Source organism: Arthrobacter sp. LAR12-1-1.1, from assembly GCF_040676555.1.
Classification (GTDB): domain Bacteria; phylum Actinomycetota; class Actinomycetes; order Actinomycetales; family Micrococcaceae; genus Arthrobacter.
The window spans coordinates 352836-370810 of sequence record NZ_JBEGIG010000034.1; the positions used below are offsets into that span (position 1 = coordinate 352836).

18 protein-coding genes are annotated in these 17975 nt (G+C 67.1%); 11 read left to right on the forward strand and 7 right to left on the reverse strand.

Annotation, left to right across the window (positions count from 1 at the left end):
* Positions 1-5: 5 nt before the first annotated feature.
* A complete protein-coding gene (locus tag MRBLAR12_RS17700; RefSeq protein WP_364747357.1) occupies positions 6-617 on the reverse strand; it encodes a M23 family metallopeptidase in 612 nt (203 codons plus the stop codon).
* Between the two features lie 709 nt (positions 618-1326).
* Here MRBLAR12_RS17700 and rpsB point away from each other — a divergent pair.
* The 6 genes from rpsB to MRBLAR12_RS17730 all read left to right on the forward strand — a co-directional run bounded on the left by rpsB (position 1327) and on the right by MRBLAR12_RS17730 (position 6358).
* The gene (gene rpsB, locus MRBLAR12_RS17705) at positions 1327-2226 is read left to right on the forward strand and encodes a 30S ribosomal protein S2 (RefSeq protein WP_229993441.1); all 900 of its coding nucleotides are present in this window, start codon (positions 1327-1329) and stop codon (positions 2224-2226) included.
* Between the two features lie 133 nt (positions 2227-2359).
* Positions 2360-3196: a translation elongation factor Ts gene (gene tsf / locus MRBLAR12_RS17710; RefSeq protein ID WP_364747359.1), complete on the forward strand. Its 837-nt coding sequence runs from the start codon at positions 2360-2362 to the stop codon at positions 3194-3196.
* 176 nt (positions 3197-3372) lie between these two features.
* Positions 3373-4110 carry a UMP kinase gene (gene pyrH / locus MRBLAR12_RS17715; protein WP_018774549.1) on the forward strand — a complete coding sequence of 246 codons (738 nt, stop codon included), beginning with the start codon at positions 3373-3375 and terminating at the stop codon, positions 4108-4110.
* A 112-nt stretch (positions 4111-4222) separates the two neighbouring features.
* Positions 4223-4780, forward strand: a complete 558-nt coding sequence (gene frr / locus MRBLAR12_RS17720; RefSeq protein ID WP_018774548.1) for a ribosome recycling factor — start codon at positions 4223-4225, stop codon at positions 4778-4780.
* A complete protein-coding gene (locus tag MRBLAR12_RS17725; RefSeq protein WP_364747362.1) occupies positions 4780-5700 on the forward strand; it encodes a phosphatidate cytidylyltransferase in 921 nt (306 codons plus the stop codon). The genes frr and MRBLAR12_RS17725 overlap by 1 nt, the downstream gene beginning before the upstream one ends.
* Positions 5701-5731: 31 nt before the next feature.
* Positions 5732-6358, forward strand: a complete 627-nt coding sequence (locus MRBLAR12_RS17730; protein ID WP_364747364.1) for a DivIVA domain-containing protein — start codon at positions 5732-5734, stop codon at positions 6356-6358.
* Between the two features lie 145 nt (positions 6359-6503).
* On the opposite strand, the gene MRBLAR12_RS17735 is transcribed toward MRBLAR12_RS17730, so the two are convergent.
* The 4 genes from MRBLAR12_RS17735 to MRBLAR12_RS17750 all read right to left on the reverse strand — a co-directional run bounded on the left by MRBLAR12_RS17735 (position 6504) and on the right by MRBLAR12_RS17750 (position 10435).
* The gene (locus MRBLAR12_RS17735; RefSeq protein ID WP_364747366.1) at positions 6504-7967 is read right to left on the reverse strand and encodes a cation acetate symporter; all 1464 of its coding nucleotides are present in this window, start codon (positions 7965-7967) and stop codon (positions 6504-6506) included.
* Between the two features lie 40 nt (positions 7968-8007).
* The gene (locus MRBLAR12_RS17740; protein ID WP_364747368.1) at positions 8008-8403 is read right to left on the reverse strand and encodes a hypothetical protein; all 396 of its coding nucleotides are present in this window, start codon (positions 8401-8403) and stop codon (positions 8008-8010) included.
* The gene (locus MRBLAR12_RS17745) at positions 8400-9119 is read right to left on the reverse strand and encodes a LytR/AlgR family response regulator transcription factor (RefSeq protein WP_229993435.1); all 720 of its coding nucleotides are present in this window, start codon (positions 9117-9119) and stop codon (positions 8400-8402) included. Before MRBLAR12_RS17745 ends, MRBLAR12_RS17740 begins: the two co-directional genes overlap by 4 nt.
* A gap of 98 nt (positions 9120-9217) precedes the next feature.
* On the reverse strand, positions 9218-10435 hold the full coding sequence (locus MRBLAR12_RS17750; protein WP_364747370.1) for a sensor histidine kinase: 1218 nt from the start codon (positions 10433-10435) through the stop codon (positions 9218-9220).
* 225 nt (positions 10436-10660) lie between these two features.
* Here MRBLAR12_RS17750 and MRBLAR12_RS17755 point away from each other — a divergent pair, with 225 nt between their 5' ends.
* Both MRBLAR12_RS17755 and MRBLAR12_RS17760 read left to right on the forward strand, forming a co-directional pair.
* A complete protein-coding gene (locus MRBLAR12_RS17755) occupies positions 10661-11041 on the forward strand; it encodes a DUF485 domain-containing protein (RefSeq protein WP_229993433.1) in 381 nt (126 codons plus the stop codon).
* Complete coding sequence (locus MRBLAR12_RS17760; protein ID WP_229993432.1) at positions 11038-12654, forward strand: solute symporter family protein; 1617 nt, start codon at positions 11038-11040, stop codon at positions 12652-12654. Before MRBLAR12_RS17755 ends, MRBLAR12_RS17760 begins: the two co-directional genes overlap by 4 nt.
* A 90-nt stretch (positions 12655-12744) precedes the next feature.
* Here MRBLAR12_RS17760 and MRBLAR12_RS17765 read toward each other — a convergent pair whose 3' ends face one another.
* Positions 12745-13425, reverse strand: a complete 681-nt coding sequence (locus MRBLAR12_RS17765) for a hypothetical protein (RefSeq protein ID WP_229993431.1) — start codon at positions 13423-13425, stop codon at positions 12745-12747.
* A gap of 134 nt (positions 13426-13559) precedes the next feature.
* Entirely contained in the window at positions 13560-14033 is a 474-nt protein-coding gene (locus MRBLAR12_RS17770) for an Lrp/AsnC family transcriptional regulator (RefSeq protein ID WP_229993430.1), read from the reverse strand.
* Positions 14034-14228: 195 nt separating this feature from the next.
* On the opposite strand from MRBLAR12_RS17770, the gene pdhA reads away from it, so the two are divergent.
* The 3 genes from pdhA to MRBLAR12_RS17785 are packed head-to-tail and all read left to right on the forward strand — an operon-like array spanning position 14229 to position 17832.
* Complete coding sequence (pdhA, locus tag MRBLAR12_RS17775; protein WP_229993429.1) at positions 14229-15407, forward strand: pyruvate dehydrogenase (acetyl-transferring) E1 component subunit alpha; 1179 nt, start codon at positions 14229-14231, stop codon at positions 15405-15407.
* Positions 15407-16417 carry an alpha-ketoacid dehydrogenase subunit beta gene (locus MRBLAR12_RS17780; protein WP_364747374.1) on the forward strand — a complete coding sequence of 337 codons (1011 nt, stop codon included), beginning with the start codon at positions 15407-15409 and terminating at the stop codon, positions 16415-16417. The genes pdhA and MRBLAR12_RS17780 overlap by 1 nt, the downstream gene beginning before the upstream one ends.
* A complete protein-coding gene (locus tag MRBLAR12_RS17785; RefSeq protein WP_364747375.1) occupies positions 16414-17832 on the forward strand; it encodes a dihydrolipoamide acetyltransferase family protein in 1419 nt (472 codons plus the stop codon). Before MRBLAR12_RS17780 ends, MRBLAR12_RS17785 begins: the two co-directional genes overlap by 4 nt.
* Positions 17833-17975: the final 143 nt, after the last annotated feature.

Genomic DNA, 17975 nt, shown 5'->3' on the forward strand with positions numbered 1-17975 from the left:
GATCGTCAGGGGCCGGCATCCAGGGGCTGGAGCAGGACAGAAGGTCTCAGGTCCATCACGAACGCCAGCGGGTTGACGTAGTCTTCGCCCCGGCGGACGCCCCAATGGAGGCAGGGCGGCCCCGGGCCGCAGTGGCCGGCCTGTACCTGCCCCAGGACGTCGCCCTCTGCCACGGCGGACCCCGCCGTAAACGAACTCGCCACCGGCTCGAAACTGCTGCGCAGCCCGTTGCCGTGATCGATTGTGATGACCGGCCGGTCCACCACCGTCCCGACAAAGCTCACCGTTCCGGCGGCCGGCGAGATGAGCGGGGCACGATCATGTGCCGCCGCAATATCGACACCGCGGTGACCGCTGAGCCACGGCCTGTCCGGGGGGTCGAAGGCGCGCAGAACCGCAGGGCGCGGGCTGAGCGGCCAGCTCCAGTCAAGTGCCGGGACTGGTCCTGCCCTGGGGGTGCCCCGGCCGGTGGAAGCCGGAACCAGAGTGGAATCCGAAGCCGAAGCCGAAGCCGAAGCCGGAGTGGAAACCGAAACCTGGGAGGCCGCGGCGACGGAATCTGCGGGGATGGGGGACAGTGCCAGAAGCAATGCTGCAAGGCCGGGGGAGAACTTCATGGCCCCAGCCTGCCGCGGGAGCGTGCTGGGCGGAATCTCCCACGACGGCTATGTGGATAAGCTTCCGGCGCGGTCGCTAGGCGCCGGCGCCCCGGCCTCCGACCACGTGACGAGGCATGCCGCCGCGACGGGCGCACCCGCCACGACCGGGATGCCGCCGCGACGGGCGCACCCGCCACAACGGGCGCAAACCGCCACAACGGGCGCAAACCGCCCCGGTACTGATGCCGCCACGACGCGCGCTGGCCACGATGGTTACCGGCCACGACGCATGCCGCCCGGCTTCGCTTCAAGGCGCCGCGGAAGGTGCTCAACCACCCCCGCCACAGGCCCGGAACGCCGCCCCGTTGCCCGGCGAAAACCGTCCTTCGGGGCGGGGGCGCTGTAGTACACTTGGTGGAGCAGTTTGCTGTGCCCTCACGCTTGTTAGTCACGATAAATCGTGGTTGCCGAAGCCGGCACGCCTCATTCAGGGGTGCGGGGGAGCAGCAGCTGACTACGCGTATCCAGCCCTCCTCAAAAGAAGCCTGAAACTTCCGATGCGGAGGACTGCGCTTCCTGCGGTCCGTTCCTTTGGGCACGGATGGGAAGCGCAGTGGATGCCAGGAGCAACGCCCGCCCCGGGCGAATGCTAAACAACCGTCAACTATTGGCAGGGTAAGAGAGCCATGGGCTCTCTCATGAATGACCTGCCGGAAGGAGCGTCGGCATGCCCGTCGTAACTATGCGCCAGCTGCTTGACAGCGGCGTCCACTTTGGACACCAGACCCGCCGTTGGAACCCGAAGATGAAGCGCTTCATCTTCACGGAGCGCAACGGTATCTACATCATTGACCTGCAGCAGTCGCTGTCCTACATCGACCGTGCCTACGAGTTCGTGAAGGCCACCGTTGCACACGGCGGCACCGTTCTCTTCGTCGGCACCAAGAAGCAGGCGCAGGAATCCATCGCCGAGCAGGCCACCCGCGTTGGCCAGCCGTACGTCAACCAGCGTTGGCTCGGCGGTATGCTGACCAACTTCCAGACGGTCTCCAAGCGCATCCAGCGCATGAAGGAACTCGAAGAGATCGACTTCGACGACGTCGCCGGTTCGGCTTACACCAAGAAGGAACTGCTGCTCCTTCGCCGCGAACTCACCAAGCTGGAAACCAACCTCGGTGGTATCCGCAACCTGACGAAGGCGCCGTCCGCGCTGTGGATCGTTGACACCAAGAAGGAACACCTTGCTGTCGATGAAGCCAAGAAGCTGAACATCCCGGTTGTGGCCATCCTGGACACCAACTGCGATCCCGACGAAGTTGACTTCCCGATCCCGGGTAACGACGACGCCATCCGCTCCGTCAACCTGCTGACCCGCGTTGTCGCCGACGCCGTTGCTGAGGGCCTCATCGCCCGCAACCAGCGCGCCACCGGCACCACGGAAGCTCCGGAAGAGCCGCTGGCCGAGTGGGAGCGCGAGCTCCTCGAAGGCAACAAGGCTGAAGCTGCTGCAGCGCCCGCCGCTGAGGCTGCCCCGGCTGCTGAGGAAGCACCCGCCGCTGAAGCTGCTCCGGCTGCTGAGGAAGCACCGGCTGCTGAAGAAGCACCGGCCGCCGACGAAGCCAAGTAGTCAGACAAGTAAATCTGGATCTCCCCACATGCGCTCAGCTGCATAGGGGGTACCGACAGGATGGCCGCTCACTCGGTGAGCAGCCGTCCTGTCGGTCCGTACACCACATAAATTTCTAGACAGAGGGGTTCACATGGCGAACTACACTGCCGCTGATATCAAGGCTCTGCGCGAGCGCACCGGCGCCGGCATGATGGATGTCAAAAAGGCTCTTGACGAAGCCAACGGTGACGCCGAGAAGGCCATCGAAATCATCCGCATCAAGGGCCTGAAGGGCGCCACCAAGCGCGAAGGCCGCTCCACCGCTGAAGGCCTGGTTGCTGCCAAGGTCGCCAACGGCGTCGGCGTGATGATCGAAGTCAACTGCGAGACCGACTTTGTGGCCAAGGCCGACAAGTTCATCCAGCTGGCTGACAAGGTCCTGGCCGTGGCCGTCGAGTCCGGCGCTGCCGACCTCGAAACCCTGCTGGCCACCGACGTCGACGGCAAGCCGCTGTCCGAGGTTGTCATTGAAGAGGGCGCCGTTCTGGGCGAGAAGGTTGTTGTCCGCCGCATCTCCCGCATCGAGGGCGCAACGGTCGACGCTTACCTGCACAAGACCTCCAAGGATCTCCCGGCCCAGGTCGGCGTGCTGTTTGCTGTTGACGGCGAAGGCAAAGCAGCTGCCACCGCAGCCCACGACGTCGCCGTTCACATCGCCGCGATGTCCCCGAACTACCTCGCCCGCGAGGATGTTCCGGCCGAGCTCGTCGAGTCCGAGCGCCGCATCGCCGAGGAAACCGCCAAGGCCGAGGGCAAGCCCGAAGCCGCGATGACCAAAATCGTCGAAGGCCGCGTCACCGGCTTCTACAAGGGCGAGGTTCTCCTCGACCAGGCATTCGCCAAGGATGCCAAGAAGTCTGTCGCCCAGGTCCTCGAAGAGGCCGGCGTCAAGGGAACCGCTTTCACGCGCTTCCGCGTCGGTTCCTAGTCAGAGACTAGCCAGACACCAGTCAGGCAATAGCCAGGCACGCTAAGGGGGTGGTCACCACGGTGGCCACCCCTTTTGCATGCACGCGCGAGGCACCGGTTCCGGCCATGGCCGGAATGCCGCCTTGGGCGCCCAGCACGATAACCTAACTCAGAGTTCACCAACGGGAAGGCACCATGGAAACCGTCACCACTTCAGCCCAGCCAAAGAAGAACAGGCGCCGCGTCCTCTTGAAGCTCTCCGGCGAGGTCTTCGGCGGCGGGAAACTTGGCGTTGACCCGGATACCGTCCGCGGCGTGGCCAAACAGATCGCCGCCGCAGTCCCCGACGTCGAGGTCGCAATCGTCGTCGGCGGAGGCAACTTCTTCCGGGGCGCCGAACTGTCCCAGAGCGGCATGGACCGCTCCCGCGCCGACTACATGGGCATGCTCGGAACCGTCATGAACTGCCTCGCCCTCCAGGACTTCCTGGAGCAGGCCGGGGTGGAAACACGCGTGCAGAGCGCCATCACCATGGGCCAGGTCGCCGAGGCGTACATTCCCCGCCGCGCCATCCGCCACATGGAAAAGGGCCGGGTTGTCATCTTCGGCGCCGGCGCCGGCCTGCCATACTTCTCCACGGACACCGTCGCTGCCCAGCGCGCCATGGAGGTCCACGCCGACGTCGTCCTGATGGCCAAGAGCGGCGTCGACGGCGTCTACACCGCGGACCCGAAGAAGGACCCGACGGCGGAGAAGCTGCACCGCCTCAGCTACGACGACGCGCTCCGCCGCGACATCCGCGTGATGGACCAGACCGCGATGACCATGTGCAAGGACAACAACCTCACGATGGTGGTCTTCGGCATGGAAGGCGAGGGCAACGTCACCCGCGCCATCCGGGGTGAAGACCTGGGCACCGTCGTCACCCCGTAGCAACGGCTAGGATGTTTTCAGGACCTTTCCGCTGCCAGGCGGAAGACACAGGCGCACAAGAAGACGTGCCGCGCCCCGGCCCCCGGGACGCACCAATTTCTGAGGAGAGACCGTGATCGAAGAAACCTTGCTCGAAGCCGGGGACAAGATGGACAAGGCAGTTGAGGTAGCCAAGGAAGACTTCGCCTCGATCCGGACCGGCCGCGCGACACCTGGCCTGTACAACAAGGTCATCGTGGAGTACTACGGCACGCCGACGCCGCTGCAGCAGCTGGCCTCCTTCGCGGTCCCGGATGCCCGCACCATCCTCGTCACCCCGTACGACAAGACGGCCCTGCGCGACATCGAACGCGCCCTCAGCGACTCCGAGGTGGGCGCCAACCCCTCCAACGACGGCAACGTCATCCGGATCACCATTCCCGAGCTGACTTCCGAACGGCGCAAGGAATACGTCAAGATCGTCAAGTCCAAGGGCGAGGACGCGAAGGTGTCCATCCGCAACATCCGCCGCAAGGCCAAGGAAACACTGGACAAGCTCGTCAAGGACGGCGACGCCGGCGAAGACGAGGGCGCACGCGGCGAGAAAGAACTCGACGCCATGACCAAGGCGCACGTGGACGGGATTGACGAGCTGCTCAAGCGCAAGGAAGCTGAGCTGCTCGAGGTCTGATGGATCAGGCACAGGAGGCCTCCGGGCCGCGCGCCCGGAGGCGGGGGAAGCAACGCGAAAACCCGACGCCCAAAGCGGGCCGGAACCTGCCCGCCGCCATCGGCTCGGGCGTTGGTATGCTCGTGTGCGTCCTCGGCGGCCTGCTGTTCCTCCCGCTCGGCTTCGTCCTGGTGACGGCTACCTTCGCGATCTTCGGCGTCTGGGAAATCTTCCGTGCGCTGGAGGCCGCGGGCACCCGCCTGCCGATCGTCCCGGTGATGGTCGGCACGGTCGCCATGCCGATCGCCGCCTACTTCGGCGGCCTCGAAAGCCTGCTCTTTGCCATGCTCGTCAGCAGCGTGGCAGTGCTGTTGTGGCGGACCCTGGAAGGCGCCGCGGGTTCGGCGCGGAGCATCTTCGCGGGGGTCTTCACCCTGTCCTGGGTGCCGTTCCTGATCAGCTTCGCAACGCTGCTGTTGCACACCGCCGACGGCGAGACGCCGGTGGGCCTGTGGCCTGACGGGGTGATTCCGCCGGGAGCGTGGCAAATCGCGACCCTGCTGCTCCTGGTGGTGGCCAACGACACCTTCGGCTACCTCGTGGGCGCATCCCTGGGCAAGCATCCGATGGCCCCCAAGATCAGCCCCAAGAAGACCTGGGAAGGCTTCGCCGGCTCCATCGCCGGGGCCGTCATCGTGGGCGTGCTCGCCATGGTCTTCGTGCTGGGTGAGCCGTGGTGGTTCGGCGTCGTGCTCGCTGTGGGCATGGTGGCAGCCGCCACCGCAGGCGACCTCGCCGAATCGATGGTCAAACGCGAGCTCGGCATCAAGGACATGAGCAGCATCCTCCCCGGTCACGGAGGCGTCATGGACCGCCTGGACTCGATTGTCTTCGCGTCGCCGGTGGCGTTCATCCTGTTCTCGGCCCTCGCTGGCGCCTAAAAGCACCGAACCAGCACTTCCGGCGCCTAGAATGGTGCCGAGCAAACCAGCCGAACGGCATCAAAGGAACAAAGTAACAGTGGACATTCAACGGCAGATTCCTGCGTCATTTGACCGTGTGCAGCGGAACCAGTATGGCTACAACGCCAGGCAGGTCGACGATTTCCTGCAGCGCGCACGGGTGTCATTTGAAGCTCCGTCCTCCGCCTCCCGCGCCATCAAGAGCTCGGACGTCCGCGCAGTGTCCTTCGACCCCGTGAAGGGTGGCTACGTGGCTGCCGGCGTGGACGCCGCGCTGGACCGGCTCGAAGACGCCCTGGCCCGGCGGGAACGCGATGAGCTGGTTGCCGAACGCGGCGAGGAAGCCTGGCTGCGAGAAATCGGCCGGCTCGCGGGCGTCCTGCGCGGACGCCTGCACCGCCCGGACGGCCAGCGCTTCCGGCGCCCGTCCAAACCCAAGTCCCGCAGCTACAACACCACCGACGTCGACGATTTGTGCCACGAGCTGATCGGCTACCTCGAGGAGGACCAGCCGCTGAGCGTGGACAACGTCCGGCGTGCCGTGTTCCGCCCCGCCGTGGGCCGGGAGGGTTACGAGGAAAGCCAGGTCGACGCGTTCCTGGAGCGCGCCGTGGAGCTCATGGCGGCCATCGACTAACCACGCCCCACGCCGGCGCCCCAGCCCGGTGCCCACCTGCCAGGGCCGCCCCACGCCGGCGCCCCAACCCGGTGCCCACCTGCCGGGGCCGCCCCACGCCGGATTGCCGGCGCCTGATCGCCGACGCCGGGTCAGCGTTGTCCAGTCACCGCTCCGTCGCGAGCGGCCGTTCCGGGGTGTGCAGCCGGGTCATGACCCGCGTCATGGTCCGCGGCACCCGGCCCCGCGTGGCCCGGGAGACCAGCACCGTGACGGCGAACGCCGCCGGGACCGTCCAGGCGGCGGGCTGCGCCAGCCACGACGGCGACTGGGCAGCACCCAGCACAGAACCGGCCACCATCGCGCTGCCGCAGAGCACACCGCCGGTCGCCATGCCGGCGATTGCCCCGGCGTCCGTCAGACCCCGCCACCAGATGCCCAGCAGCAGCACCGGGCAGATAGTGGACGCCGTAAAGGCAAACACGAGCCCCACGCTGCCGGCCAGGGCCAGCGATTCGGTCATCGACGCGATCCCCAGCGGGACAATGGCCGAGATCAATGCCGCCAGCCGGAAGCCCCGGACACTGCCGCCGAACACGTCCTGGCTGATCACGCCTGCCAGGGAGACCACCAGGCCGGACGTCGTCGACAGGAACGCCGCGAACGCACCGGCCACCACGAGCGCCGTCAGCAGGTCGCCGGCCATCCCGCCGATCATCCGGCCCGGCAGCAGCAGCACCAGCGCATCGGCCTGGCCGCTCTGGGCAAGGTCCGGCGCGAACATGCGCCCGAGCATGCCGTACGCCGTCGGGAACAGGTAGAAGGCCGACAGCAGGCCCAGGACAATCAGGGTGGTCCGCCGGGCGGACTGCCCGTCCGGATTCGTATAGAAACGGACCAGCACGTGCGGGAGCCCGAGTGTTCCAAAGAGCAGGGCCACGAGCAGCGAAATGATCTGATACGGGCCCGCGGGGGCCAACGCCGTCGGATTGGCGGCGGGGGCCGCCGCGGCGGATTCGCCGCCGCCCAGCGCAAACAGCAGGAACACTATTGGCACCGCCAGCGCGGTCAGCTTGAGCCAGTACTGGAACGCCTGGACGAACGTGATGGAGCGCATCCCGCCCGCCACCACAGTGATGCAGACGACGCCGACCACCGCCACCGGGCCCACCCAGGCCGGCAGGCCCGTGGTGATCCGGATTGCCAGGGCGGCGCCGTGGAGCTGCGGGACGATGTAGAGCCAGCCGACCAGGACCACCACCAGGCTTGTCACGCGGCGGACGGCACGAGAATCCAGGCGTGCCTCGGTGAAATCCGGAATCGTATAGGCGCCGGAGCGGCGCAAGGGAGCGGCGACGAACAGGAGCAGCATCAGGTAGCCGGCCGTGTAACCCACCGGGTACCACAAAGCATCAGTGCCGGAGAGCAGGATCAGTCCGGCCACACCAAGGAAACTCGCGGCGGAGAGGTACTCGCCGCCGATCGCCGAGGCATTCCACCACGGCTTGACCGTCCGGGAAGCCACGTAGAAGTCCCCGGTGGTGCGTGAGACCCGCAACCCGTAGAAACCGATGACGGCCGTAGCGAGCGAGACCGCGGCGAACGCCGCCAGCCCGACGACGGGGTTCACGTTCCGCTCACCCGGAACGTCAGCTGCCCGGCCATGTCCCTCACTTGTCGCCGGCGAGGTCCCGGTAGCGGGCCTCGTTCCTGGTGGCGGTCCGCACGTAGAGCCAGGCGCTGAGACCGATCACGGGATAGATTCCGGCACCCAGCAGGACCCAGTCGAAAGGCAGGCCGGCAATGGTGGAGTCCGCCAGGCCCGGGACCAGCCCGAGCATGAGCGGGAAAGCGAGCAGGATCAGCAGGAAGCCCAGGCCCACCACGAGGCCCAGGCGCAGCTGGGACCGGATGAGTGAGCGGACGAACAACTGGCCGGCGTCGGATTCCTCTGCCGCCTCATGCGCGGCCGCCGCGGAGCGCCCGCCGGCCAGGGCGGCGCCGTCTGGCGTGACAGTGCCGGTTGGCGTGAGGCTGCGGGGCGCTGTGACCCGGACCCGCGTCATGCCTGCGGCCGGATACGGTTTGCTTCGAGCTTTTCCCGGACCGCCGGCAGGTGCCTGCGGCTGATAGGCAGTTCGGCCCCTGCCACGGTGACGCTGGGCCGCGCCGCGGCAAGCCTCATGTGGCTGATGTGGCTCAGCGCGGTCAGGTAGGAGCGGTGGATGCGGAGGAACCCGGCGTCGGCCCACTGCTGCTCGAGGTCGGCCAGCGGAACCCTGATGAGGTAACTCGCCTCCGCGGTGTGCAACCGGGCGTAGTCGCCCTGCGCCTGGACGTACGTGACATCATCGCGCCGGATCATCTTGGTGGTCCCGCCCAGATCCACGGTGATCATTTCCGGTGCCGGGGCACCGTCCTTGAGCAGCTCGCTGATGCGGCCGATCGATTTCGCCAGCCGTTCGGCGCGCACGGGCTTGAGGAGGTAATCCACGGCCGCGAGCTCGAAGGCCTCCAGCGCGCAGTCCTCATCCGCGGTCACGAAGACTACGGCGGGAGGGTGGGCGCTGCGGGAAATGACCCGGGCAATATCCAGCCCTGTGAGCGCCGGCATGTGGATGTCGAGGAAGACGGCGTCGACTTCCTCGGCCTCAAGCGCCCGCAGGGCCTCGGCACCGGAGGAGGCACGGTGGATGGCGCCGATCCGGTCATCCTTGCCGAGCAGGAAGGCCAGTTCCTCGACGGCGGGGAGCTCGTCGTCGGCGACGAGGACGTTAATCATGGCTCTAGCCTACTGCCGCAGCCGTTTTGACCGGCTCAGGCCGTCAGCCATGTGCAGCCGCCGGGGACACCAAGACAGGACGGCGGAACCGTCCCGGATCAGGCGTCGTGCCGGGGCTGGGACTTGGGGACGCGCATCGTGATCAGGGTACCTTCGCCCGGTGCCGTCTCGATCACGAGGCCGTTGTCGTCACCGTAAACCTGCCGCAGGCGGGCGTCGACATTGCGCAGCCCCACGTGCTCGCCGTCGCTGTGCCCGGCAAGGACGGAGCGCAGCTGCTCCGGGTCCATGCCGACGCCGTCGTCCTCGATCGTCACCTCGGCGAACGCGCCGGAGTCGTTCGCCGTGATGGAGATGTGGCCCGGCCCCTCCTTGGCCTCCAGACCGTGCCGCACCGCGTTTTCCACCAGCGGCTGCAGGCTCAGGAAGGGGATCACCGTGCTGAGGACCTCCGGAGCGATCCGCAGGCTGACCTGCACCCTGTCCCCGAACCTGGCCCGTTCCAGGAGCAGGTAGCGGTCGATGCAGCGCAGCTCCTCGGCCAGGGTGGTGAAGTCACCGTGGCGGCGGAAAGAGTAGCGGGTGAAATCGGCGAACTCCACGACGAGCTCGCGCGCGCGAACCGGATCCGTGTTGATGAAGGAGGCGATCGCGTTGAGCGAGTTGTAGATGAAGTGCGGGCTGATCTGGGCGCGGAGGGCCCGGACCTCCGCTTCCATCAAGAGGGTGCGGGAGGCATCCAGTTCGGCGAGTTCCACCTGCGTGGCCACCCAGTCGGCCACCTCGCCGGTGGCACGGACCAGTCCGGCGCCGGCAGCCGGCGCGAAGGCCGCGACCACGCCGACCACGCGGGCGCCGGCCCTGATCGGGGCGATCACGACGGCGCGCTCCACCTCCGGCGTCAGCGGCCGGCCGCCGTCGCCTGCGGCAAGCAGCTGAAGTTCGCCCGCGGGAATCACGGCGAGGTGGCCGCCGTCGAGCACTTTGGCCGCGAGCCCCATCAGGGCGGGCTTGAGCTCCTCGCCGGCACCGTCCCACGCGAGCACGCCCGTTGTGTCGGTGATGGCCAGGGCGTCGCAGCCCAGCAGGCTGCGCAACTGCTTGCTGGCCTTGGCCGCGCCGGCCGGGTTCAGGCCCGTCCGCAGGTACTGGCCGGCACGGGAGGCGGCATGCAGCGTCTTGTACGTGGCCCGCTCCGCATCGGTGCCCAGGTCCCGGAAGGAGCGGAGGACCTTGAGACCCACGGCGACGACGGCCGCGATCGCCAGGGCAATCACCGCGACTGAGGCGGCGGTGAGCAGGGGAGAATCCGGCATGGTGCCAGCCTACCGTCGGGGCCGGCGCGTGCCCCTTTCGGCGTCCTGGGGCACCGTTTGGCGCAGCATGGGGACCGCTGGGCGACGCAGGTGGCGCGGGTTCTGGAACGCACGCGCGCCACGGTACACAGTGATTGAAGTCACATTGGCTCGAGGGGTGTATGCGGTGTCCCGCGAGACCACGGCAGCCGGTGTGGGCTCACCAGTCTCAATGAGGAGGAACCGATGGGTCACGACGCCCAAGAAACGGACGCAGCGGCGGCCGTGGACTTCAAGGAAGTCCAGTCGACGGAGCAGTTCAAGGAACTGCGCAAACGTCACCGCAGCTTTGTCTTCCCGATGTCCATTGCATTCCTGCTCTGGTACTTCGCGTATGTCCTGCTGGCCGACTATGCGGTGGAATTCATGTCCACGAAGGTCTGGGGCAACATCAACATCGGCCTGATCCTGGGCCTGCTGCAGTTCGTCTCCACGTTTGCCATCACCGGCTGGTACGTCAGCTACTCGAACCGCAAGCTCGACCCCATTGCCTCTGAAATCCGCCACGGAATCGAAGGGCACGAATTCGACAAGCACGGCAACCCGGTAGGCGGAGCAGCAAAATGACACTCATGGTCCCCGCGGTCAATGTCGCCGCACTCAAAGACACCACCCTGCTGAACATGGCCATCTTCGCCCTGTTCGTGGCGGTCACCATGGTGATCGTCTTCCGCGCCAGCCGCAACAACAAGACCGCAGCCGACTACTACGCCGCCGGACGCTCCTTCACGGGTTCGCAGAACGGCACGGCGATCGCCGGCGATTACCTCTCCGCGGCTTCCTTCCTGGGCATCACCGGCGCGATCGCCATCAACGGCTACGACGGCTTCATGTACTCCATCGGTTTCCTCGTCGCCTGGCTCGTTGCCCTGCTGCTCGTGGCCGAACTGCTCCGCAACACGGGCAAGTTCACCATGGCCGATGTTCTGTCCTTCCGGCTCAAGCAGCGCCCCGTGCGCATCGCGGCCGCCATCTCCACCCTCGCCGTCTGCTTCTTCTACCTGCTGGCGCAGATGGCCGGTGCCGGCAGCCTCATCTCCCTGCTGCTGGGCATCAGCGACTGGGGCGGACAGGCCCTGGTGATCATCGTCGTCGGCGTCCTCATGATCATGTACGTGCTGATCGGCGGCATGAAGGGCACCACCTGGGTCCAGATCATCAAGGCCATGCTGCTGATTGCCGGCGCCGCGGTCATGACCTTCTGGGTCCTGGCGATCTACGGGTTCAACCTCTCTGATCTGCTCGGCGGTGCAGTGGAAACCGCGAAGAATCCCGCCGTCCTGAACCCCGGCCTGCAGTACGGCAAGTCCGATACCTCCAAGCTCGACTTCATGTCCCTGGGCCTGGCGCTGGTGCTCGGCACCGCGGCCCTGCCGCACGTGCTGATGCGCTTCTACACCGTGCCCACGGCCAAGGAAGCCCGCAAGTCCGTGGTGTGGTCCATCTGGCTGATCGGCATCTTCTACCTCTTCACGCTGGTGCTCGGCTACGGCGCAGCGGCACTCGTCGGCGCGGACACCATCAAGTCCGCTCCGGGCGGCGTCAACTCGGCCGCACCGCTGCTCGCGTTCCACCTCGGCGGACCGTTGTTGCTCGGCTTCATCTCCGCGGTGGCCTTCGCCACGATCCTCGCCGTGGTGGCCGGCCTGACCATCACCGCTGCGGCGTCCTTCGCGCACGACATCTACGCCAACGTGTTGGCCAAGGGGAAGGCCGACGCCGACACCGAGGTCAAGGTTGCCCGCCGCACCGTGGTGGTGATCGGCCTGCTGGCCATCGCCGGCGGCATCTTCGCCAACGGACAAAACGTCGCGTTCCTCGTGGCGCTCGCCTTCGCTGTGGCGGCGTCCGCCAACCTTCCGACCATCCTCTACTCGCTGTTCTGGCGCCGGTTCACCACCCAGGGAGCCGTATGGAGCATGTACGGCGGATTGTCCGCGGCCATCATCCTGATTGCGCTCTCCCCGGTGGTGTCGGGGGCCAAGACGTCGATGATCCCAGGCGCCAACTTCGCTGTCTTCCCGCTGAGCAACCCGGGCATCGTCTCCATCCCGCTCGCGTTCTTCCTCGGATGGCTCGGCACCGTCCTGGACAAGCGGAAGGAAGACGCCACGAAGCAGGCCGAAATGGAGGTCCGTTCCCTGACCGGGGTGGGTGCCGAGAAGGCTACCAACCACTAGGACCGGCATACCAACGGCAGGAGCTCCCGTGCGGCAGCACGGGAGCTCCTGCCGTTGGATGGGCGCCGGCCGCGCAAGAGTCTTCCGAGGTCAGCGTTGGGGCCGCAGCCGAATGTTCACCATCTTCAGCTCGTCGCGGCCCTCGAAGCGGTAGGCCAGCTCCACGCGCTTGGTGTCGCAGTCGATGGAACCCGCGACGTCGGCCGCGTTGGAGCCGTTGTTGGAGCTGACGTTGAGGCTTGAAAAGTTTGGTTTACAGCTGCCGTCCAGCTCCAGGCTTTCCACCCCCGCGGCGAACTCCTCCGGGGAAATCTTCTGCATGAGGGCGGGGTCCAGGTACTTCTCGTAGGCGGTGCTCGCCTCGCCGGCGATGATCAGCTTCGTGAAATCGTCCGCGATGCCCCGTGCCTGGTTGGTTGCTCCGCCCACCACGCTGATGAGGATGACGACGCCGGCCGCTACCAGCAGCAGGACCCCGCCGACGATCCCGAGGACGATCCACAAGGCCTTGCGGCTCTTTTTGGGGGGAGGCTGGCCGGGGCCGCCGTAGTATGGCGGCGGCTGCCCCGGTCCGCCGTAGTACGGCGGTGCGCCGTTCGCAGGTGGCGGGTTGCTGGGCGGCGGGTAGTTGGGAGGTGCACCGTTGCCGGGCGCCCCGGGCGGGGCCGCATAGTACGGAACGGGCGGCTGACCGGGCGCCGGGTGGCCGGACGCAGGCTCATGCCCGGGCTGCGGCGGTACCGGGCGGTGCGGTTCCTCGGGACTGCTCACGGTTCAAGCCTTTCCGGCAGTCCAGACAGCCACTGCCTGTTGCGCAGGGCCGCGTGCGCGGACCCAAGGACTCAGGAAGACCCAACGGACACAGCCTAGCGCCGCGGCCGCCCGCGGCACAGATGAGGAGCCGATCAGTTGTCGGCGGATCCGCGTTCGAGCAGCGGCTGAATCCGGAACGGGATCAGCTCACCCATCGCCAGGGCGGTATCGGTCCGGTCCACGCCGTCGCAGGCCAGGATCTTGCCGTTAATCCGGAACAGGTCCTCGGCGTCGAGTGCCACCACCCGCAGGAGCAGATCGGCCGAGCCTGTCAGGCCGTAGCCCTCCAGGATTTCCGGAATCCCGGCCAGCTCGAGCGCCAGGGTGCCGAGCTTCTGTTGCTGGACGTGGACGGAGATGAAAGCCATCAGCGGGTACCCCAAGGACACCGGATTGATGCGTCGCTCGAAGGAGAGGAACACATGCTTTTTCTCCAGCTGGGCCATCCTGGCCTGCACCGTATTGCGCGACAGGCCCAGCTTCTGGGCGAGGGCCACCACGGTCCGCCGGGGGTCCCGGGCCATGGCCGAAAGCAGGCGGGTGTCAGTGCCATCCAAGGGTTGCATAATGCGCAAGATTAGCACGGTCCGGTGGCGTCAAACAGTGCATAATGCTCAACATTTTTACGTGCGGTTGTACCCGATGAGCATTGTGAGTAGGGTCACAATTATCCGGGGCAACGGCGCCCGGGCGGCTGGCGCGCCGCGGGATCACGAGTCCTGCGAGTTCCGGTCAGACGACGTCAGAAGGTGCGGACAACAGTGTTTACCGACGACGCGGGCAAGGGCGGCATTTCCGCCGGGGGCCCCGGGAACAGTGAAAATTCAACGAGGCGGACTGGCGGGGATCTCGTCCAGCTCATCACTCCGGCGGGTGAGCGCATCAGCCATCCGGAGTTCGATCCCTGGCTCCAGGACGTCAGCGACGAGCAGCTTGGCTCGCTCTACGAGGACATGGTGGTCATCCGCCGGATCGATGCCGAAGCCACTGCCCTCCAGCGGCAGGGCGAACTGGCACTCTGGCCCCCGCTGCTTGGCCAGGAAGCATCCCAGATCGGCTCGGCCCGCGCGCTGCGCGACGACGACTTTGTTTTCCCCAGCTACCGCGACAACGGCGTGGCCTACTGCCGCGGAGTGAAGGTTGAGGACCTGGTCCGCGCCTGGCGGGGCAACGCCTCCGCCGGCTGGGACCCGTTCACCGTCAACGTTGCCACCCAGCAGATCATCATCGGTGCGCAGAGCCTGCACGCCACGGGCTATGCCATGGGCATCCAGAACGACGGCGCCGACTGCGTTGCCGTGGCCTATTTCGGCGACGGTGCCACGAGCGAAGGCGACGTCAACGAAGCCATGGTCTTCGCCGCGAGCTTCCAGGCGCCGGTCGTCTTCATCTGCCAGAACAACCACTGGGCCATCTCGGAGCCCGTCCGGCTGCAGTCCCACATTCAGCTGGCGGACCGCGCCTCAGGCTTCGGCATCCCCAGCATGAGGGTCGATGGCAACGATGTGCTCGCCGTCATGGCGGCCACCCGCATCGCCCTGGACCGCGCCCGGCACGGCGGGGGACCCACCTTTATCGAGGCCGTGACCTACCGGATGGGCCCACACACGACGGCGGATGACCCCACCCGCTACCGGGATGCCAACGAGCTCGAGGACTGGGCCGCCAAGGACCCGATTTCCCGGGTGAAATCGCTGCTGGACCGCAAGGGACTGCTGACCGCGGACCTTGAGGCCGCCGTCGCCGCGAAGGCCGACGCCGTGGCCAAGGAACTCCGGGCCGGCACCATCAACATGCCCGAGCCGCAGCCGCTGGATATCTTCAAGCACGTTTACAGCACACCTAACTCCTGGCTGGACCGCCAGCAGGACCATTACTCCCGTTACCTGGCTTCCTTCGGCGATCCCGCAGAAGCCGCTTCAGAAGAAGGTGCACGCTGATGACGCAGATGACCTTTGCCCGAGCCATCAATTCGGGCCTGCGCAAGTCCCTCGAAAACGATCCCAAGGTGATCCTGATGGGGGAGGACATCGGCGCCCTCGGCGGAGTCTTCCGTGTCACCGACGGGCTGCAGAAAGACTTCGGGAAGCACCGCGTCGTGGACACCCCGCTCGCCGAATCGGGCATCATGGGCACCGCGGTCGGCCTGGCGTACCGCGGCTACCGCCCGGTGGTGGAGATCCAGTTCGACGGCTTCATCTACCCGGCGTTCGACCAGATCGTCAGCCAGGTCGCCAAGATGCACTACCGCACCCAGGGCGCGGTCAAGATGCCCATCACCATCCGCGTCCCGTTCGGCGGCGGCATCGGCTCGCCGGAACACCACTCGGAATCGCCCGAGGCCTACTTCACCCACACCTCGGGGCTGCGCGTGATCAGCGTGTCCAACCCCCAGGACGCGTACACCATGATCCAGCAGGCCATCGCCTCCGATGATCCCGTCCTGTACTTCGAGCCCAAGCGGCGCTACCACGACAAGGGCGAGGTGGACGAGACCGTCGACCTGAGCGCTGCGCTGTCCATGGAAAAGGCCCGCGTGGTCACCGAGGGCAACGACGTCACCCTCGTGGCCTACGGCCCGCTGGTCAAGACCGCCCGCGACGCCGCACTGGCGGCCGCGGACGAAGGCGTCTCGGTCGAGGTCATCGACCTCCGCTCGCTGGCACCGCTGGACTTCACCACTCTTGAGGCCTCTGTCCGCAAGACCGGCCGGCTGGTCATCACCCACGAGGCCGGCCAGTCCGGCGGGCTCGGCGCCGAAGTTGCCGCGAGCATCACCGAACGCTGCTTCTACCACCTCGAAGCCGCCCCGGTCCGCGTGACCGGCTTCGACGTTCCGTACCCGTACTCCAAGCTGGAAATGCACCACCTGCCGGGCCTTGACAGGATTCTCGACGGCGTCGACCGTGCCCTGGGCCGCCCCAACTCCCTCAGCGGGCTGGAAGGATGAGCGCCACAATGATCAAGGAATTCAGGCTGCCGGACCTCGGCGAAGGACTGACGGAATCGGAAATCGTCGCCTGGAAGGTCGCGGTAGGGGACACCGTCACCCTCAACCAGATCATCGCCGAGGTGGAGACAGCTAAGGCCGTCGTCGAGCTGCCTTCGCCGTTCGCCGGCGTCGTCGCCGCGCTGCACGAGCAGCCGGGCACCGTGGTCGAGGTCGGCAAGCCGATCGTGTCCTTCGAGATTGAGGACGACGGCGCCGGCGATTCCGGCGGCGGTGCCGGTACCGCCGTAGGTGCCGGTGCAGACGCCGCCGCCAAACGCGAGCCGAACCTGGTGGGCTACGGCGCCGTCCTCGAAGCCTCCGGCCGGCCCGCCCGCCGCACCCGCACCTTCGCGGCCCCGGCGGCGGCGTCTCCGGTCGCACCCGCCGAGCCCGTCGCGCCGGTCCGCGCTGCTGAGCCGGTTGAATCCAAGGCTGTCGAAACCGCGCCGGGGGAGCGTCCGCGGTCCACGCCGCCGGTGCGGAAGCTGGCCAAGGATCTCGGCGTCGACCTCGAGGCCGTGACCGGCACGGGGGAGCACGGGCTGATCACCCGTCAGGATGTCCTGAATTTCGTCGGCGGCGGGGACCTGACCGCAGCCGCCCAGGAACTCGCCGGCGCGCCGGCGCAGTCAGTTGGGGCACAGTCCACCGGGCGCGTCCCGGCCGGGGGCGAACGGGAGACCCGCACGCCGATCAAGGGCGTGCGGAAATTCACGGCCGCCGCCATGGTGGCCAGCGCCTTCACCGCACCGCACGTCACGGAGTTCCTCACCATTGACGTCACCCCCACGATGGAGCTGCTGGCACGGCTGAAGGCCAGCCGCGCGTTCGCCGGCTACAAGCTCACACCGCTGACGCTCGTGTCCAAGGCCGTGCTGATCGCGCTACGCAACCACCCGACGCTCAACGCCAGGTGGGACGAGGCCAACCAGGAGATCGTCCAGTTCAACTATGTGAACCTGGGCATCGCGGCCGCGACCCCGAGGGGCCTGACCGTTCCGAATATCAAGGACGCGGACCGGATGTCCCTCATGGAGCTCTCCACCGCGCTGACGGAACTGACGGACACGGCCCGGGCCGGGAAGACGGGCACCGAGGCGCTCTCCGGCGGCACAATCTCCATCACGAACATCGGCGTCTTCGGCATCGATGCCGGCACGCCCATCCTGAACCCGGGGGAGGCAGCCATCCTGGCCCTCGGCGCGGTGCGGAAGATGCCGTGGGAGTACCAGGACGAGGTCGCGCTGCGCCAGGTCATGACGCTCAGCCTCTCCTTCGACCACAGACTGGTCGACGGCGAGCAGGGCTCACGGTTCCTGCAGGACCTCGGGACCATGCTGGCCGATCCGGGCATGGTCCTGGCGATGGTCTAGGCACCCCAGATCACAACTGCCGGCTGCCCTTCCCGCCAAGGAAGGGTGGCCGGCAGCGTTGTTGTCCGCAGGAGTGTCTTGTGGGCGGGGTGGTTTCCGTCCGGGGGCACATTAAGGGCAATGTTCGACGGCGGGGCCCTGGT

Excerpts from the sequence above, each read along its gene's own strand:
- MRBLAR12_RS17700 (WP_364747357.1), bottom strand. The coding sequence starts at position 617 with ATGAAGTTCTCCCCCGGCCTTGCAGCATTGCTTCTGGCACTGTCCCCC.
- rpsB (WP_229993441.1), top strand. The coding sequence starts at position 1,327 with ATGCCCGTCGTAACTATGCGCCAGCTGCTTGACAGCGGCGTCCACTTT.
- tsf (WP_364747359.1), top strand. The coding sequence starts at position 2,360 with ATGGCGAACTACACTGCCGCTGATATCAAGGCTCTGCGCGAGCGCACC.
- pyrH (WP_018774549.1), top strand. The coding sequence starts at position 3,373 with ATGGAAACCGTCACCACTTCAGCCCAGCCAAAGAAGAACAGGCGCCGC.
- MRBLAR12_RS17725 (WP_364747362.1), top strand. The coding sequence starts at position 4,780 with ATGGATCAGGCACAGGAGGCCTCCGGGCCGCGCGCCCGGAGGCGGGGG.
- MRBLAR12_RS17730 (WP_364747364.1), top strand. The coding sequence starts at position 5,732 with ATGGTGCCGAGCAAACCAGCCGAACGGCATCAAAGGAACAAAGTAACA.
- MRBLAR12_RS17740 (WP_364747368.1), bottom strand. The coding sequence starts at position 8,403 with ATGACGCGGGTCCGGGTCACAGCGCCCCGCAGCCTCACGCCAACCGGC.
- MRBLAR12_RS17745 (WP_229993435.1), bottom strand. The coding sequence starts at position 9,119 with ATGATTAACGTCCTCGTCGCCGACGACGAGCTCCCCGCCGTCGAGGAA.
- MRBLAR12_RS17750 (WP_364747370.1), bottom strand. The coding sequence starts at position 10,435 with ATGCCGGATTCTCCCCTGCTCACCGCCGCCTCAGTCGCGGTGATTGCC.
- MRBLAR12_RS17755 (WP_229993433.1), top strand. The coding sequence starts at position 10,661 with ATGGGTCACGACGCCCAAGAAACGGACGCAGCGGCGGCCGTGGACTTC.
- MRBLAR12_RS17760 (WP_229993432.1), top strand. The coding sequence starts at position 11,038 with ATGACACTCATGGTCCCCGCGGTCAATGTCGCCGCACTCAAAGACACC.
- MRBLAR12_RS17770 (WP_229993430.1), bottom strand. The coding sequence starts at position 14,033 with ATGCAACCCTTGGATGGCACTGACACCCGCCTGCTTTCGGCCATGGCC.
- MRBLAR12_RS17780 (WP_364747374.1), top strand. The coding sequence starts at position 15,407 with ATGACGCAGATGACCTTTGCCCGAGCCATCAATTCGGGCCTGCGCAAG.
- MRBLAR12_RS17785 (WP_364747375.1), top strand. The coding sequence starts at position 16,414 with ATGAGCGCCACAATGATCAAGGAATTCAGGCTGCCGGACCTCGGCGAA.